Raw genomic sequence first — 17,692 nt, forward strand, 5'->3', positions numbered from 1 at the left:
CCACTTACTTTGCTTCGGGATTCCAGTTTGCCGGATCTTTGCGCCATTCCTGAAGGACTGCGATTTCGGATTCGTCAATGTAATCTGTGCGCAATGCTTCTTCCAGGACTGCATCGTAGTTGCTCAGGGTCGTCAACGTTACTTTTGCTTCTTTGAAAGCCTCTACTGCAACAGGGAAACCGTATGTGAAGATGGCAACCATGCCGGCAACGTCGCAACCGAAATTGCGGACAGCCTGTACGGCCTTCAAGCTGCTGCCGCCAGTAGAAACCAGGTCTTCTACGATCACGACTTTCGAACCCGGCTTCAGTTCGCCTTCGATCAGGTTTTCCAATCCATGATCTTTAGGAGTTGAACGGATGTACACGAACGGCAGACCCAGCAGGTCGGCAACTAATGCACCCTGGGCGATTGCTCCGGTTGCAACACCGGCGATAGCATCGGCATTTTCGTACTTTTCGCTGATTGTGCGAGCCAGTTCCAGCTTAATGAAACTTCTGATTTCCGGATAGGAAAGTGTCTTTCTGTTGTCGTTGTAGATTGGTGATTTCCAACCGGATGCCCATGTGAAAGGATTGGCCGGCTGCAATTTGACCGCCTTAATCTTTAATAATCTCTCTGCTACTAATCTTTCCAGTGTTTTCATACAACCTAATAAATATGTTTATATCAGTTGGCAAAGGTAGACAAAGGGAATGAGATAACCTTGTAGTTCTTCAAAAAAATAAGCCATACATATTGTATAACAGGTTTAGGGTGAGTTTGTGCCGGCTTATGCCACGGCTATGCCCAAAATACTGATCCGGATGCCGGATATGGCTTTCATAGCCTTTGCGCAGGCACTTATGGTGGAACCGGTCGTAATGACATCGTCCAACAGCAGAACGTGTTTGTTTTTCAAAGCATCGGCATTGCTTAGGCGAAAGATGTCCTCTACGTTTTCCGACCGTTCGAATATCTGCTTGCGGGTTTGGCTTTCCGTCTTTTTGATACGGGATAAAGACGACGTGTCGACCGGTATGCCGATGACGGATTGAATGCCGCGTGCGATCCATTCCGATTGGTTATAGCCCCGTTGTCTCATTCTCTTTGGATGAAGCGGAACCGGCAGGAGGAGATCGACGGTGTCGAACAACCCTGTCTCCCGATAGGCGGTGGCCGCCATGCGCCCCAGTTCGTATCCGAGCTTTTTGTTTCCATGATATTTTAAGGAATGGATCAGTTTTTGCCCGCTTCCCCCTTTCGTGAAATGGAGCAAAGCGGTGGCGGCAACGAAAGATACTTTTCCTTCGAAAAGCCGGCAGACCGGATTGGTCTCCATATCCGTAAAATGCGTGTAGGGCAAATGATCCGAACAATGCAGGCAAATGTGTTCTTCCCCTTTCACCAATGGTGTCTGGCAGAGCAGGCAGAGGCGGGGATAGAATAGGTTCAGGAGGTCATTCAAAATCATCATAACGATTAATTATTTTTGTAAAGATAAGAAATAATTGGTTATTGGCTATGGCATCAAATTTAGCCAAAGTTTTTTATTATGCTTTTGATGATGTGTTTAAATTTACTATCTTTATGGCAAAATGAATAATTAACTTTTAAATAAAATGCTTATGAATAAAACTATTTTTTATAGCAATTTGATTTGCTTAGGTTTAATGCTCATTGTTTTTATTTCTTGTTCAGAAAATATAAATGAGAAAGTCAAGTGTAATGTGAAAATGTTAGAATTAGATTTGTCTTTAGATGAGGCTTTAGCATTAAGGATTGAATCGAATGGTAGTACTGTGATTCCTGAGAAAGAGGCAATATTAATGGTACAAAAAATGTTTATGGAAAAAGTTCAGACAAAAAACAATAGCTTTTTTGAAATAAAGTCTTGTCGGAAAGTGTTCTTTGATAAAATTTTCACAAAGAGTGAAGAAAATGTATCTTGTTATATAGTAGAATTTGCTAAAGATGGAGATATGGGATTTTCTATAGTTTCCGCAGATTATCGGGTGCCAGAAGTTTTTTCTTTTTGTGAAAAGGGTTCTATTTCTGATACTGTATCTAATAAGGGGTTAAAATTGTTTTGTGATGAACTTGCTGTGTATATGAAACAAAAGGTAAGCTCCTATAATCAAGATTCTTTATATAGAGAAGTGCAGATGCGTTTTATTAAAACCAAAGGTTGGGTTGATGATGGTAATATTCATACATGGACAGTCCCTGATGTTTCATATGTTCCGTGGGACTACACTTATATGGGAAGTGGAGATACAGGATATGAAGAACTTGTTAATGAGAAATTGTTGAAGACAAAATGGGGGCAGGCTGATCCGTATAATGAGTTGCTTCCATTGGTCAGTGGCATTGAAACTAAAAATGGAAAAGCTTGGGTAGGATGTCAAATGGTAGCAGTAGCTCAAATAATGGCTTATCATAAAAAGGCATATAAAGATATTACTTTAAATGATTGGAATAGTATTACATTGATGCCGGATAGTTATAATAAAAAATTGCAATCACTTATGTACGATTTATTTTATAGTATGAAGATAGGAGATCCAAAAGTTTCTGGAACTAATTCCAGTTTAGATAAATCGGCGGAGTTTTTAAAAAATAATGGATATAGTGTGGGAGGTGAATGTGATTATGATTATCTGGATTTACAAAGGGCATTGAACACTTGTGGACCTGTTTTGCTTCGTGGAGGTGATAGTAGTGGAGGGCATGCATGGTTAGTGGAAGGAACAAAAACTGTGATTGTTACGAATTATGATTTATATGAAAAAGATGACGGGTATGATATTTGGAGAATAAAAGTAGATATTGGAGGAACGATAAGTCAATATCTAAGATGTAATTGGGGGCAATACGGTAATGCTGATGGTTGGTATAGTAGCTTTACTGGGTATTATGATAAGGGTGAAGGTAAGAAAGAACCTTTCAATTATACTAAAAATAGAAAAATGTTGAACGGAATAAAGTGATAATCATGAAACGAGTAATTGTATGCTTAATTTTAGCTTTGTTGTTTTTGAACGCTTCGGCTCAAGAATGGGCAATAGGTATCCGAGGAGGTTTGAATATGGCTCGAATAACCAATTACGCGGATGATTGGGGATGTTTCGGAAATGTCGGGCTGTTCGGAGAATGGAAAAAAGATTGTTGGGCATTGGAAGCTGATGTTTTATATTCGATGCAGGGAGTTTACTTCGATGGGTATCGCCAGAAGGATCATTACCTGTTGATTCCTTTGAAAGGTAAATATTATATACCTGCCTGTAAAGGTTTAAATGTTTTTGTCGGGCCTCAAATGGATATTTGTCTGGACCGCAATACGATGCTGTTTGATGGAGGTGCTCCTGCCGAATCTCGCAACTGTATGTTGTCTGCAACGTTTGGTCTGGGATATCGTTTTCAGTTCGGATTAGACTTGGCTGCTAATTACAACATTGGTTTATTGTCAAATATGAAAACAAGCGGTTTTGATCCTATGAGGAATAGTGTATTTCAAATATCGGTTGGTTGGTGTTTGTATAGAAGGAACAAATAGTTTGTGTAATGATAGCGATGACCATTGAAACGAATCGATTCGATCAATAATCATCGCTGTCATATTCTTCATAGCCAGAACTGTTGAACAGTTGTTTCAGGCAACGGCCGGCATCCCTGCTTTCGAAGCCGCGTCCGGCGGCAAAACGAAGTAGCTTTATGTAAACGTCCCGGTTGTCCTTGCCGCGGGTAGATTTCTTTTTGCTTTTCAGAAGGGAAAGGAGGATGGACTGATATTCCTGTTCGTCGATAGCCGCCAATGCTTCCGCACGGACATCGGACGGGATGCCTTTCCGTTGCATTTCGTAATTGATCTTGACACGTCCCCATTTGTTGAAGCGCAGTTTGTCGTTTACGAAGTAGCGGGCGAAGCGGCTTTCATCGATGAAACGTTCTTTCAGCAGACGCGCGATGATCCGGTCGCTTTCTTCTCCGGTCAGTCCCGCCGCCTTGATTTTCTTTTCCACATCCTGGATGCAGCGCTCGCTGGCAGAACAGTAGGCGGCTGCCTGGTGGAGCATTTCAGATTCGCTGATTTGTTTCATTTGCGTGCTTTTACGATCCGGTCCCTGCCCGACAGGTCCTGGATCAATTCGATATTCTTATAGCCTTCTTCTTCCAGCATCTCGACAACCATCTCGCCGCATGCCGCATTGATTTCGAAGTAGAGACGACCGTTTCTTCTCAGCTTTTTCCTTCCGAAATGGGCAATATGCCAGTAATAGAGCAACGGGTCGTTGTCCGGGACGAAAAGAGCCAGGTGAGGTTCGTAGTCCAGCACGTTCCTCTCCATGTCTTTCTTTTCTTCCTCCTTGATATAGGGCGGGTTGCTGACGATGACGTCCAGAATGAACGGAATGTCCATTTCCGCTTTGTCCGGGTCCAGGATATCTGTATGGATGAAAGTGACCGTCGCATTGTTGCGTTTGGCATTCCTGCGGGCTGTTCTCAAGGCTTCCCTTGAAATGTCGGTAGCGATCACGCTTGCCTTCTTCAGATGTTTCCGGAGCGTGACGGCAATGCAACCGCTGCCGGTCCCGATATCCAATATCTTGATCCTTTTATCGGCGTTGTCGATGATGACCTGTTCGACCAGTTCTTCGGTTTCCGGGCGCGGTATCAGGACGGACGGGTCCACTTCGAACTGGAGGCTGTAGAAATCGGCCGTACCTAATATATATTGGATAGGCTCCATCTGTTTCAGGCGTCCGACTATTTCATGAATCCGGTTCTTTTCGCTTTCGGACAATTCTTTGTCTTTACAAAATAAAAAATGATGCGGCTGAATATTGCAGACCCGCTCCATGATTAAACGGACCAGGCTGCTGACCTCGGAAGACGGATATAGATTCCTCAATGATTCCTTGATGTATGCGATGGTTTCAGTCATGCGAATATATTTTTCTGCAAAAGTACGGAATTCTCCGCTTATATAAGGCGGGTTTTTGAAAATATGATAGATCGAAGCGGAAATATAGCCGATTTCTCCGTACCTTAGTCGCGAATAAATTTGCAATGATGGTTGTCGAAGAGAAATATATGGCCCGCTGCATAGAACTTGCGCGGGGAGGAGAGGGCAATACGGCTCCGAACCCGATGGTCGGTGCGGTGATTGTGCATAAAGGAAAGATCATAGGTGAAGGGTTTCATCGCAAGTGCGGCGAAGCGCATGCCGAAGTGAATGCGGTGGCTTCCGTCCGGGATGAAGCGCTTTTGCGGGATTCCACTCTCTATGTGAGCCTCGAACCTTGTTCCCATTACGGAAAGACGCCTCCTTGTGCGGAATTGATTATAAGGAAAGGCATTCCGCGTGTCGTGGTCGGTACGTTGGACCCGTTCCCGGAAGTGTCGGGGCGGGGAGTGCGCATGCTGCGCGAGGCGGGGGTCGAAGTCGTGACGGGAGTGCTGGAAGAAGAGGCTCGTGCCTTGAATCCTGCATTTATGACTTTCCAGATACGGAAACGTCCTTATGTCTACCTGAAATGGGCGCAGAGCGCAGATGGCTTTATGGATGTCCGGCGTAAGGATGCTTCCGAACACCCGGTGCTTCTGTCTTCGGCCGAGACGCTCCGAAGGGTGCACCGGCTCCGTTCCGAAGTGGCGGCCATTATGGTCGGGACGCGTACGGCGTTGTTGGACAATCCGTCGCTGACCGTGCGGCATTGGGTCGGCCGGTCTCCGGTCCGGGTGGTGCTCGACCGGACGTTGAAGTTGCCGGCCGGTTCGCATCTGCTGGACGGTGCGGTGCGCACGCTCGTATTCACAGCCGTCGAAGCCGGAAGCCGGCCGAATGTCGAGTACGTGCGGATCGATTTCGGGCAGGAGGTCTTGCCGCAAGTCCTGCAATACTTATATGGGCAGAATTTGAATTCGTTGATGGTCGAAGGAGGCGCGGGGTTGCTGGCAAGTTTCCTTGATGCCGGCTTGTGGGACGAGGCTTGGGTCGAAACGGCTCCGGCTGTTCTGGGCGCGGGGGTGAAAGCGCCTGCTGTTTCCGGCGTGTTGACCGCTACGGAGCAGAGGCATGGGCATCTTCTGGAAACCTGGAAACGGAAGGTTTAAAATGAACTTTATAATTCGTAACGACACTAAAATATTATAAATATTCTCCTATATGAGGCATAAAGCAAAAAATGTTTCTACTTTTGTGCCTTTATATGCAACAAACTTATTTTTTAATGAAAAATAGAATAGTACTGTTTATAGCCGGATGTTGTGCTCTGTTATTGTCGTCTTGCCTGGGCTCGGATGAGACGGAATATGAGCTGAGTAGAGATTGTCAGATTCTATCTTTTTCTTTGTCGAATGATTCCATTCCGGAGCTGGCGAATGTCGTTTTTACGATCGACCAGGTAACCGGACATATCTTCAATATCGATTCCATGCCTTATGGGACGAAGCTGGATGAAAAAGTGATTTGCACGGTCAAGCTGGCTTCGACTGTATATACCTGCCAGGTCATGCAGGAAGCGGTCGGCGATACGATTTACTGGAATCTGGAAGACTCGCTGGACTTCTCCAAGCCGGTGAAGTTTGTGAATACCTTGTGGGATGGCGAAACCACAAAGGCCTATCTCGCACAAGTCAATATCCACCAGGTAGTTCCCGACTCGATGGTTTGGGGCATTTACAAAGAAGGCATTACGGACGGTGCTGTCAAGGAAGAGAAAGTCGTTGTTTTCGGTGAGGGAAGCGACGAGTCTTATTATATGTTTACGCAGCCTGTAAACGCAAGCGAAGGCTACCAGCTGTACCGCTCGGCTGTTACGGACGGCAAGAACTGGACGAAGTTGGCTGTTTCGGGTCTTCCTGCCGGAGAAATCCGTTTGTCGCAGATTACTGCTTATGAAGATGCCTTCTATGCCGTTACGACGAAAGGCGCTCTCTATAGTTCGGCCGATGGCCGGGACTGGTCGCCTGTCGGAAATACTCCGGTGATAAAAGCCCTTTTAGGCGCTATCGATGTGGACGACGACTTTACGGCGGCCGGCAAACAGCCGTCAGCCCTTAGCGCTGTTATCGACAAGGACGGCACGCTCGTTTACGGGTACATGAATGAAGCGAAGGAATGGAACGAAGGAACTCTCCTGAACGAAGGTTTCCCTTTGGCCGCTTTCGGTAGCGTTTCCTATAATTCGATGTTCCGCGCCCGCCTCTTGGTAGTTGCAGGGCGGGATAAGGACAATAAACTGACGAATACGGCCTGGTCGACCGAAGACGGCAAGGTCTGGGCGAAACTGACGGACGACGAAGCGGCTCCTTTTGATAAACAGGAAGGGGTTGCCGTAGTGGAGTATGACGATAAGATGTTTATGCTGAGCGGAATCAATGAAGCAGGAAAGGCTTCTTCCGCCATTTACCTGTCGCGTGACGGCGGCGTAAACTGGAGCCTGTCGGATTCACTGGTCGTGATGCCGCAGGATTTCAAAGCAAGAGGGTTCTCTTCTATCTATGTGGATAAGGACAATTATATGTATCTTTTCGGCGGAAAAGAAACCGATAGTTCGAATGTATTGAACCAAATCTGGCGCGGCCGTATTAACCGCCTGGGTTTTTAAGCATGAAGAAAGTTCGTGGAGGACCATATAATTTTATGGGCGATTCGGCGTTAGAGAAGAAGGTATAGATTATAACAGAAAACGATTATGACTTCAACTCTTTTTCAGCGCATACTCATATTAGTCCTTTTGGCCGGTTGCATGACCGGTCTTCACGCACAAGAATATAAATACGAGATCGGAGGAATGGCTGGCGGAGCCTTTTATATGGGCGATGTCAACAAGAACGCTTTTTTCAAGGGGCTGAATCCCGCGTTCGGAGCTGTTTTCCGCTATAATCCCAATTTCAGGTGGGCTTTAAAGACCAATCTGATGTGGGGGAAGGTCTCAGGCACGACGGAAGGACAGGAAAATGTTTTTCCGGATCATGCACAAGGTTCTTTCAGCCGGAACCTGATCGAACTGGGCGGACAGATGGAGTTCAACTTCTTTCCGTACAGTGACAAATTTGCGTATTCGAACGCAAGACGTTTCACTCCCTATATTTTTATGGGTTTGGGTGTGACGGTGGCGCCGGGTAGCGGAAAGACTTTTGCCGGTCCGAACATTCCGCTCGGTGTAGGTTTGAAATACAAGGTTAAGAACAGGATCAACCTGGGATGCGAGTTCTCGTTTCGCAAACTGTTTGGCGATGGTTTGGACGTGACGGACGATGGCAACGCGTTTCTGGATGATCCCTACCATATGAAAGGTAGTTTTTTGAAGAATAAAGATTGGTATTCTTTTTTGTTGTTTACGGTTACCTGGGATTTCGGCCCGCGATGCAGGACCTGCAACAACGCGAAGAATATAGATAATATACAGTAGTTATAGATGAAAACACTATGTCGCTGATTGAACAAATAGACAAAAATCGATTGCCGCAGCATGTGGCGATTATTATGGACGGCAACGGACGCTGGGCCAAAGCGAAGGGAAAGGACCGGAGCTACGGGCATCAGGAGGGCGTTGTCTCTGTCCGTAAAGTCGTCGAAGCCGCTACAACCGTGGGTTTGAAATATCTGACGATGTACACGTTTTCGACGGAAAACTGGAATCGTCCGGAGGCTGAGGTACAGGCATTGATGAGCTTGCTGGTAGCAGCCATTCATCGCGAGACTCCCGACCTGATGAAAAATAACGTCCGTCTGATGGCGATCGGCAATCTCGACCGCTTGCCGGCAGATGCACATGCCACCTTGCAGGATTGTATCGCACAGACTTCGGCCAATACGGGCGTCACGCTCATATTGGCTTTGAGTTATTCGGCCCGTTGGGAAATAACCGAAGCTGTGAAACGCCTGGCCGGGGAAGTTGTGGAGAAGAAAATAAACCCCAACGATATAACCGAGGCTGTCGTCTCGGATTACCTGACAACCAAAGGTATTCCCGATCCGGATTTGTTGATCCGTACGGGAGGAGAACAACGCGTCAGCAACTTCCTGCTTTGGCAGTTGTCGTATGCCGAATTTTTCTTTACCGATGTGTATTGGCCGGATTTTAGAGAAGAAGAGTTGTATGGAGCTATATTGTATTACCAGCAGCGTGAACGGCGCTTCGGTAAGACAAGTGAGCAATTAATCTTATAAACAATAGCTGTTATATGTACAAAAGAATAGTGCTGTTTTTCATGTTTCTGGGATTTGCCTGCGGGGCTTTTGCCCAGGAAACTGACACTACCAAGGTTGAAGAGCCGGGAGAAGTACCGGTCATTTCCTATTCGTCACCTCCCAAAAGGTATATTATTGATAGTATCCGGGTGACAGGGATTACAAGTTATGATGATTTCGTGTTGATAGGCTTTTCCGGTTTGTCTAAGGGGGACGAAATTACGATACCCGAGCCGGGCGGAGCCATTACGGATGCGGTGAAACGTTTCTGGAAACATGGGCTATTCTCGGATGTGAAAATTTTGGCTACTAAAATAGTAGACGGCGACAAGGTTTGGCTGGAAATCCAACTCAAGCAGCGTCCGCGTATTTCGGAAGTCAACTATCATGGCATCAAGAAGGGAGAACGCGAGGATCTGGAAGCCCGTCTGGGATTGCGCAAGGGATACCAGGTGACTCCTAACCTGATCGACCGTGCGACCACGCTGATCAAGAAGTTCTTCGATGGCAAAGGCTTTAAGAATGTGGATGTCGAAATCCTCCAGAAGGACGATATCGCGCATGAAGGCGAAGTGATCGTAGACATCAACATCAACAAGAACGAAAAGACTAAAATCCACAAGATCCATTTCGAAGGAAACAGCGCGTTGTCCGATCGCGAGTTGAAGAAGGCGATGAAGAAGACGAACGAAAAGTTCAGTTTGCAGAACGACTGGAAGAGCAGTATCCTGGAAGCATTCAGCACGAAGAAGTTTACGACTGAAGAATACGAAAACGATAAGAAGCACATTATCGAGAAATATAACGAAAAGGGATATCGCGACGCTGTTCTTGTGGAAGACAGTGTTGTGAACTATAACGATAAACGTGTGGATATCTTCCTGAAAGTGGAAGAAGGCGACAAATATTATCTGAAGGATGTCAACTTTGTCGGTAATACGAAATATCCGACGGAACAGCTGTTGTATATTTTAGGCATGAAGCCGGGCGACGTTTACAACCAGAAGAAACTGAATGAACGGTTGACGACCGACGATGATGCCGTTTCCAACTTGTATTATAATAACGGTTACATCTTCTTCGGTGCGGATCCGGTTGAAGTGGACGTCGAAAACGACTCCATCTCTTTGGAAGTCCGTATTCAGGAAGGTCCTCAGGCGACTATCAACCGGGTGATCATTAACGGTAACGACCGCCTGTATGAAGATATCGTGCGCCGTGAACTCCGTACGAAGCCGGGTATGTTGTTCAGTCGTGAAGACTTGATGCGTTCAACCCGTGAAATCGCGCAGATGGGGCATTTCGATCCGGAAAACCTGGTTCCGCAACCGCTACCCGATCCTGATAACGGAACGGTGGATATCCAGTACAACCTCGTGTCAAAGGCTAACGACCAGATCGAGTTCTCTGCCGGTTGGGGACAAACGGGTGTGATCGGTAAGCTGAGTTTGAAGTTTACGAACTTCTCCATGAAGAATCTGCTGAACCCGAGTACCTATAAAGGTATTATCCCGCAGGGTGAGGGACAGACGCTGACGCTGAGCGGCCAGACAAACGGACGTTATTATCAGGCATACAGCATATCGTTTATGGATCCGTGGTTCGGTGGCAAACGGCCGAATACATTGTCCGTGAGCGCCTACTTCTCCAAACAGACGGATATCAGTAGTAATTATTTGAGCAATAACAGTTATGGTTATAACCCGTATTACAGTTATGGCGGTTATCCTTATTATGGCGGCTACGGCGGCTATGGGGGCTATGGTGGCTACGGTTACGGTTATGGCAATTACGGTAACTATGAGCTGGCTTACGACCCGGATAAGTCGATTATGATGTTCGGACTTTCTGCCGGTTACGGTAAGCGTTTGAACTGGCCGGATGACTATTTCCAGTTTATGGCGACCCTGAACTACCAGTTGTACATGATGAAAGATTGGGATTACTTCTTGGTGAATAACGGTAACTGTCATAACATCAACTTGGAATTGAACTTGCAGCGTAACTCTATCGACAACCCGTTGTACACACGTAGAGGTTCACAGTTCATGTTCTCGGTTGCCGCAACTCCGCCTTGGTCATTGTGGGACGGTAAGGACTACAAGAATATGAGCGACCAGGATGAAGCGAAGTTCCGCATGATCGAATATCATAAATGGAAATTCAAAGCGAAGATATTCTCTCCGTTGGCTCCGCTGACGGTGAAACGCACGCCGGTGTTGATGTCGCGTGTCGAATACGGATTCCTGGGCTCTTACAACAAATATAAGAAATCGCCGTTCGAAACCTTCTATATGGGTGGCGACGGTATGAGTGGATATTCCAGTACTTATGCAACCGAAACGATCGGTTTGAGAGGTTACGAAAACGGTAGTATCGCCGGTAACGGTGGTTACAATTCGTATGGTTACGCTTACTCCCGCCTGTCGATGGAGTTGCGCTATCCGTTCTTGCTGGAACCGTCTTCGACGATCTACGGTCTGGTATTCGTGGAAGCCGGTAATGCCTGGAGAGATTTGAAAGAGTTCAACCCGTTCCAGTTGAAGCGTTCTGCCGGTGTCGGTGTCCGTATCTTCCTCCCGATGATCGGTTTGATGGGTATCGACTGGGCTTACGGTTTCGACCGTCCCGACGGAAGCTCCCAGAGAGGCGGCAGCAACTTCCACTTCATTATCGGACAGGAATTTTAGAAAATTGAGAATTGAAAGTTGAAAATTAGATAGAAAGAGGCAATCGGAAACAAATCCGGTTGCCTCTTTTGCGTTTGGGCCCTCTTTGCGCGGTGCTTGGCAAGTCTGTTAAATTGTTAATTGTATCTTATTAATTTTCAATTTTCAACTTTCAATTTTCAATTCTCTTATCTTTGCAGTCAGAAGGTAAAACTATAAATGACATGTGTATGAAAAAGATTATTGCCTTAAGCTGTTTGTTGTTCCTCTGCTCGTTTGCAGGGCACGCACAAAAGTTTGCTTTAATAGATATGGAATATATATTGAAAAATATTCCGGCTTATGAAATGACGAATGAGCAGTTGAGCCAGGTCTCCAAGAAATGGCAGAACGAAGTGGATGCCATTCAGCAGGAAGCGCAGAACATGTACAAGACTTACCAGAGCGACCTTGTATTCCTGTCTGCCGAGATGAAGTCGAAACGCGAAGAAGCGATCGTGCAGAAAGAACAGGAAGCACAGGATTTGAAACGTAAGTATTTCGGTCCTGAAGGCGAGTTGTTTAAGAAGCGTGAGAGCCTGATGAAACCGATACAGGATGAGATCTACAATGCTGTGAAGGAGATATCCGAAGATAAAGGCTATCAGATGGTCATGGACCGGGCGTCGTCGATGAATATCATTTTTGCTTCTCCGAAGATCGATATAAGCAATGAAGTCCTGATAAAGTTAGGATATTCAAAATAAATGCTTACATTTGTGCGCTTTAATGAAGCAGGTTAAGAATATGATTAATAACAAGTAATATTTTATAGAAAGATGAAGAAACTGATTATTTTTTTGTTGATGATGCTCCCGTTGGGCGTTTTTGCTCAAGAATCTAAGATTGCGATTGTAAATACGCAGGAAGTGATCCAGGCTATGCCGGAATTTGCTAATATGCAGAAACAGATGGCTGACATGGAAGCCAAATATAAAAACGAAATGCAGGTGATGCAGGACGAATACAATAAGAAATATTCCGATTTTGTTGCACAGCAGGATTCATTGACAGAAAATATCAAAATGAGAAGAATGCAGGAATTGCAGGATATGGAACAGCGTACACAGAACTTCATCCAGATCTCCCAGCAGGATTTCCAGAAGAAGCAGGGTGAGTTGTTCGCTCCGATCCAGGACAAACTGAAAAATGCAATCAAGGCAGTCGGTGACGAAAAAGGATATGTTTATATCTTGGATCCGCAGATTGTTCTTTATCAGGGTAACGCTGCAGTTGACGCAACTCAGTTCGTAAAAGCTAAGTTAGGTATTAACTAATATAATTAGCAATCATAAAATAGCGAAGGATGCCTTTCCAAGAGGGGCATCCTTTGTTGTCTATATCTCATTTGAATTTCTAAATTAATAACTTCTCCCATGTTTTCACCAGCACCAGGCCCGATTGGCATCTTCGACTCCGGTTACGGAGGGCTTACCATATTTGATAAGATCAGGGAAGCGATGCCGGGGTATGATTATGTTTATTTGGGCGATAACGCCCGTTCGCCATACGGCCCGCGTTCGTTCGAGGTTGTGTATCGTTTTACAAGGCAGGCTGTGGAGACGCTTTTCAATGAAGGATGCCAGCTTGTGATTCTGGCTTGCAACACCGCTTCGGCAAAGGCATTACGTACGATACAGCAGCGGGACTTGCCGCAGTGGGACCCGGAACGCCGGGTGCTGGGTGTAATCCGTCCGACGGTGGAGTTGATGGATAAGATCAGCAGGAGCAAGCATGTCGGTATTTTGGGGACGAACGGAACCATCACTTCCGGTTCCTATTCGATGGAAATAAAGAAGATGTTTCCGCACATGACGGTAACGGGCGAAGCCTGCCCGATGTGGGTCCCGCTGGTCGAGAATAATGAATTTGCTTCGCCGGGAGCGGACTATTTCGTCCGGAAACATCTGGAACATATTCTGGCTGCCGATCCGGAGATCGATACGCTTGTCTTGGGTTGCACGCACTATCCGTTGCTGATCGAAAAGATCAAAGCGTTCCTGCCTGCGGGGATCACTCTGTTTTCGCAAGGGGAATATGTGGCTGCAAGTCTGACCGACTACCTGCGCCGCCATCCCGAAATGGATGCGCGTTTGACAAAGCGAGGCGATTGCCGTTTCCTGACCACCGAATCCGCCGCCAAATTCTCCGATGCCGCCTCCGTCTTTCTGAGCCATCCGGTGGAGGTGGAACAGATTTCGATTGATTGAAAATTAAGAATATTTGAAACATTAAAGAACCAGGTTCGCGGATGACGCGGATGAAACGGATGAAACGGATGAAAGCGGATTTTAATTATTTTATCCGTTAAGATCCACCCGATCCGCGTCATCCGCGAACTTGGTTCTTTAGTGGTACATTTAGTTTCAAATCTTGCAAATTATGAAATATATCTGCATCATACTCTCTTTACTTTTCTCCGTTTTCTGCCAGGGGCAGGATCTGGATGGATATATGGCGGAACGAGGCCTGGTGGATGTTTCCGCTATGGATACGACGTTGCGGGTGGAACTGGCATATGCGACGGCGGATAATTTCCTTGGGAAAGTTGTTTATTCCGGGATCACCCGTGCCTGGTTACATCCCGATGCGGCCCGCAAACTGCTTGTCGCCCATCGGCTGTTGAAACAGGAACATCCCGGATGGCGGTTTGTGGTCTATGACGCCGCCCGTCCCATGTCGGTACAGAGGCAGATGTGGGCGCTTGTCCGGGGAACCGATAAGACGAATTACGTCAGCAATCCCGCGAACGGAGGCGGCCTGCATAACTACGGGCTGGCGGTCGACCTGACGATCCTCGACGAGAGGGGAATACCTCTCCCTATGGGCACTCCTTTCGATTATTTCGGGGAAGAAGCGCATACCGATAACGAAGAGGCATTACTGGAGAACGGGCGGATTACCCGTGCCGAATATGAAAACCGCCGCCTGCTACGACGGATTATGCGAAAAGCCGGATTCCGTTCCATCCCGTACGAATGGTGGCATTTCAACGCTTGCACCCGCGCAGAGGCACGACAGGACTATCCGGTGATAGACTGATCCCTTTCTCTTAGGCGATATTTTTTCCGAACGGCGTGAGAGCCAGTGCGGCCATCTTGAAATGCTGTCGGCCGAAAGGAATACCGATAATCGTGATGCACAGCAGCAACCCGAAAAACAGGTGCGTCAGGTAGATCCAAAAGCCGCCGATGCAGATCCAGATCACGTTCATGACCAGGCACAGGCAACCGCCTGAATTGCCGTTGTCCGTCACTCGGCTACCGAAAGGCCAGAGGGCCAGCATTCCTAACTTCAATGTCTGCAACCCGAAAGGGATACCGATTATCGTAATCATCAGCAGCAAGCTGGATATCAGATATTCCACAGCGGTAACCAATCCGCCGCAGATAAGCCAGATGATATTTCCCAAAAACTTCATAGCGTCAATATTATAAATTATTTTTTACTCTCATACTGTCCAATTCCGCCAACACCGTCTGTTTCACGATTGCGAAGCTGTCGCGCAGTTCCGGTTTGACCGGCAGCGAAGGCGGAGCTTCCATCTGTAGCGGGTTGATCGGCTGTCCGTTCTTGTACACCCGGAAATCGAGGTGTGGTCCTGTCGAAAAGCCCGTCGAGCCGACGTAGCCGATTACCTGTCCCTGCCCGACATGGCTGCCGACTTGTATGCCTTTGGCATATTTGCTCAGGTGCATGTAGGAAGTCGTATATACGGAGTTATGTTTCACTTTCAACGTATGGCCTCCGCCGCCCATATAGCCTTTGGCGACGACGGTACCGGCCCCGATGCTCTTGACCTCCGTCCCGACGGGAGCCGCATAGTCCACTCCATGATGTGCCCGGTAGCGTTTCAGGATCGGATGGAAGCGGGCGTTTGTGAAACGCGAAGTGATGCGAAAGAAATCCAGCGGAGCTTTCAGGAAGGCCTTCCTGAGGCTGTTTCCTTCGAGGTCGAAATATTCGAAAACGCTATCCTGGGTGAACGGTATGGCTGTAAAATCTTTTCCCTGATGCGTGAAGACGGCACCCTCGATGGAGGTGATATTCAACGCTGTCGTGTCGTCTATATAGGCTACGTCGTACAGTACCCGGAACGCGTCCCCTTCCTTCACATCGAAAAAGTCGATCTGCCAGGCATATACATCCGAAATCTTGATCGCCAGCAACGGGTCCGCCCCGCTTGCCTTGATCACGTTCCAAAGGGAAGAGTTGATCGTACCTTCGGTGTAATGGCGTTTGATGGTAATGGGCTTGTTGAATTCGTATGCCAGGATCGAATCGCCTGACAGGTCGATGACGGCGTAGTCGACAAGTGATTTGGCAAAGGCGATATAGCGGATATCGGCCACACTGTCCTGTGTCGTAAACGTATAATAGTTCATACCCGCGCGAAGTTTGGTCGGGTCCAGGACATTGATGGAGGCTTTCGTAATGCTGTCCGCTTTCAAGGCGGAGAAACCGAGGGTGGAAAAGATAGAGGCTGGGTTATCGCCGTTTCTCATCTTATATTCCGTCACGTCCAACGAGTCGATGCAAACGCCGTATTGATATACGTGTTGCAAGCTGTCCAGCCATTCGCTGTCGACGCCTTCTTCTTCGGGTTGTTGTTTCGTATGTGTACAGGAAAAGCAGGTAAGCAGTCCTGCGAGTAACGAATATAGGACGATGCTCTTATTCATTCTCCGGCTTCTGATTCTTTTGTTTTCCAGTTTGTTTTTCCAGTTCGTCGATCCGTTTTTGAAGTCTGTGGACTTCTTCCCGTTCCTGCTTTAACATCAGCCGGTAGGCGTCGATGATTTGGGAGAAGGAAACATTGTCGTATTTATGGTTGTTCGTCTGTTCCTGATTGCCGACTATATTATTATATACAGGGCTGTTGGTGTTATTTTCATTTTCAATATTGAATGTATCGTTTTGGAATGAAACAGAAGGTTCCTCTTCTTTCATATTCTTGATCGTTTCCACCGAAACATCCAAAGCCTTTGCCAGTTTATCCAACATCTCGTCGTCAATCTTTTTCATCTCCATCAGTTCCTCTACCTGTTTTTGTGACAATTGGAGTGCTTTCTCCAGGTCTTCTACTTTAAGTCCTTTTTTATTCATAAGGCGAACGAGGTTGCGTCCGTGATGTATACTGCTGTCGTTCAATAAATCTTTTGTGTCCATATGATACTGTTTTTTACGTTGCAACAAATATACAAAATTAATCCGTAAGCTTTCTTAATTGGCTAAATCCTTTACCGGTGATTCGGCTATTGGCAGATTGAACCGTAAATCTTCATCCATGGTTCACTTCTGTCAGGAAATGAACCTATTCTAAACGGATTTATATATGATAAAAAATACAAGAACCCCTCCCAAAAAGGTAGCTATCCATAGCTTGTTAATATTCAGGCTATTGCCAAATATCTTGTTTCTTAAAAAATATTACCCTTGCAGGAAATTTGAAATTTATAGGGTATAAAATCAAATTTCATGCGCTGCTGTTTCGGTTTGGACCAACGGCTATTTGGGGAAACCGTACAATAAGTAAGAAATAAGTTTGCTTTAAGCAAAATGGAATCGGTAAATGATGATTTATCTGTTACATCCGTCAATATTCGAAACATTCTTCCCATTCCTCGCTTCCATTCATATATAATATGTATATTTGTGGATTAAGTAACAACTAATAAAACAGTAACTATGAAAAAGGAAGAGTCGGATCTGAAAATCATGGAAGAGATGGAAAGAAAAGAGTTGCAGGACAGGTATATCCGTTTTGATTGGGCCATCAAGCGTCTGTTGCGCCAGAAGGCCA

18 protein-coding genes are annotated in these 17,692 nt (G+C 46.4%); 11 read left to right on the plus strand and 7 right to left on the minus strand.

Annotated elements, in window-relative coordinates:
• Positions 1 to 4: 4 nt before the first annotated feature.
• Positions 5 to 646, minus strand: a complete 642-nt coding sequence (pyrE, locus tag ACW6QF_RS16180) for an orotate phosphoribosyltransferase (RefSeq protein WP_008152633.1) — start codon at positions 644 to 646, stop codon at positions 5 to 7.
• Positions 647 to 772: 126 nt separating this feature from the next.
• On the minus strand, positions 773 to 1,453 hold the full coding sequence (locus tag ACW6QF_RS16185) for a ComF family protein (protein ID WP_456088580.1): 681 nt from the start codon (positions 1,451 to 1,453) through the stop codon (positions 773 to 775).
• A gap of 154 nt (positions 1,454 to 1,607) precedes the next feature.
• On the opposite strand from ACW6QF_RS16185, the gene ACW6QF_RS16190 reads away from it, so the two are divergent.
• A complete protein-coding gene (locus tag ACW6QF_RS16190) occupies positions 1,608 to 2,969 on the plus strand; it encodes a C10 family peptidase (RefSeq protein ID WP_456088567.1) in 1,362 nt (453 codons plus the stop codon).
• Between the two features lie 5 nt (positions 2,970 to 2,974).
• The gene (locus ACW6QF_RS16195; protein ID WP_456088568.1) at positions 2,975 to 3,535 is read left to right on the plus strand and encodes an outer membrane beta-barrel protein; all 561 of its coding nucleotides are present in this window, start codon (positions 2,975 to 2,977) and stop codon (positions 3,533 to 3,535) included.
• A 43-nt stretch (positions 3,536 to 3,578) separates the two neighbouring features.
• On the opposite strand, the gene ACW6QF_RS16200 is transcribed toward ACW6QF_RS16195, so the two are convergent.
• Both ACW6QF_RS16200 and prmC read right to left on the minus strand, forming a co-directional pair.
• Positions 3,579 to 4,079, minus strand: coding sequence for a regulatory protein RecX (locus tag ACW6QF_RS16200; protein ID WP_456088569.1), 501 nt, complete (start codon positions 4,077 to 4,079; stop codon positions 3,579 to 3,581).
• Positions 4,076 to 4,924 (minus strand): peptide chain release factor N(5)-glutamine methyltransferase, encoded by an 849-nt coding sequence (prmC, locus tag ACW6QF_RS16205; RefSeq protein WP_456088570.1) that lies wholly within the window; start codon positions 4,922 to 4,924, stop codon positions 4,076 to 4,078. Before prmC ends, ACW6QF_RS16200 begins: the two co-directional genes overlap by 4 nt.
• A gap of 125 nt (positions 4,925 to 5,049) precedes the next feature.
• On the opposite strand from prmC, the gene ribD reads away from it, so the two are divergent.
• The 9 genes from ribD to ACW6QF_RS16250 all read left to right on the plus strand — a co-directional run bounded on the left by ribD (position 5,050) and on the right by ACW6QF_RS16250 (position 14,931).
• Complete coding sequence (gene ribD, locus ACW6QF_RS16210) at positions 5,050 to 6,096, plus strand: bifunctional diaminohydroxyphosphoribosylaminopyrimidine deaminase/5-amino-6-(5-phosphoribosylamino)uracil reductase RibD (protein ID WP_456088571.1); 1,047 nt, start codon at positions 5,050 to 5,052, stop codon at positions 6,094 to 6,096.
• Positions 6,097 to 6,212: 116 nt separating this feature from the next.
• The gene (locus tag ACW6QF_RS16215) at positions 6,213 to 7,592 is read left to right on the plus strand and encodes a DUF6242 domain-containing protein (RefSeq protein WP_298551917.1); all 1,380 of its coding nucleotides are present in this window, start codon (positions 6,213 to 6,215) and stop codon (positions 7,590 to 7,592) included.
• Between the two features lie 87 nt (positions 7,593 to 7,679).
• Positions 7,680 to 8,399, plus strand: a complete 720-nt coding sequence (porG, locus tag ACW6QF_RS16220; protein WP_456088572.1) for a type IX secretion system protein PorG — start codon at positions 7,680 to 7,682, stop codon at positions 8,397 to 8,399.
• 17 nt (positions 8,400 to 8,416) lie between these two features.
• Positions 8,417 to 9,160 (plus strand): isoprenyl transferase, encoded by a 744-nt coding sequence (locus tag ACW6QF_RS16225; protein ID WP_456088573.1) that lies wholly within the window; start codon positions 8,417 to 8,419, stop codon positions 9,158 to 9,160.
• Positions 9,161 to 9,174: 14 nt separating this feature from the next.
• Positions 9,175 to 11,871, plus strand: a complete 2,697-nt coding sequence (locus ACW6QF_RS16230) for a BamA/OMP85 family outer membrane protein (protein ID WP_456088574.1) — start codon at positions 9,175 to 9,177, stop codon at positions 11,869 to 11,871.
• 209 nt (positions 11,872 to 12,080) lie between these two features.
• A complete protein-coding gene (locus ACW6QF_RS16235) occupies positions 12,081 to 12,596 on the plus strand; it encodes an OmpH family outer membrane protein (protein ID WP_005637338.1) in 516 nt (171 codons plus the stop codon).
• A 72-nt stretch (positions 12,597 to 12,668) separates the two neighbouring features.
• Positions 12,669 to 13,166 (plus strand): OmpH family outer membrane protein, encoded by a 498-nt coding sequence (locus ACW6QF_RS16240; RefSeq protein ID WP_298551907.1) that lies wholly within the window; start codon positions 12,669 to 12,671, stop codon positions 13,164 to 13,166.
• Between the two features lie 99 nt (positions 13,167 to 13,265).
• A complete protein-coding gene (murI, locus tag ACW6QF_RS16245) occupies positions 13,266 to 14,099 on the plus strand; it encodes a glutamate racemase (RefSeq protein ID WP_456088575.1) in 834 nt (277 codons plus the stop codon).
• Positions 14,100 to 14,271: 172 nt separating this feature from the next.
• Positions 14,272 to 14,931, plus strand: a complete 660-nt coding sequence (locus ACW6QF_RS16250; protein WP_456088576.1) for a M15 family metallopeptidase — start codon at positions 14,272 to 14,274, stop codon at positions 14,929 to 14,931.
• 10 nt (positions 14,932 to 14,941) lie between these two features.
• On the opposite strand, the gene ACW6QF_RS16255 is transcribed toward ACW6QF_RS16250, so the two are convergent.
• The 3 genes from ACW6QF_RS16255 to ACW6QF_RS16265 are packed head-to-tail and all read right to left on the minus strand — an operon-like array spanning position 14,942 to position 17,058.
• On the minus strand, positions 14,942 to 15,310 hold the full coding sequence (locus ACW6QF_RS16255) for a YccF domain-containing protein (protein ID WP_456088577.1): 369 nt from the start codon (positions 15,308 to 15,310) through the stop codon (positions 14,942 to 14,944).
• A gap of 10 nt (positions 15,311 to 15,320) precedes the next feature.
• Complete coding sequence (locus tag ACW6QF_RS16260; RefSeq protein WP_456088578.1) at positions 15,321 to 16,571, minus strand: M23 family metallopeptidase; 1,251 nt, start codon at positions 16,569 to 16,571, stop codon at positions 15,321 to 15,323.
• On the minus strand, positions 16,564 to 17,058 hold the full coding sequence (locus ACW6QF_RS16265) for a helix-turn-helix domain-containing protein (protein WP_456088579.1): 495 nt from the start codon (positions 17,056 to 17,058) through the stop codon (positions 16,564 to 16,566). Before ACW6QF_RS16265 ends, ACW6QF_RS16260 begins: the two co-directional genes overlap by 8 nt.
• Positions 17,059 to 17,692: the final 634 nt, after the last annotated feature.

The sequence above is a fragment of the Parabacteroides sp. genome, from assembly GCF_977054455.1.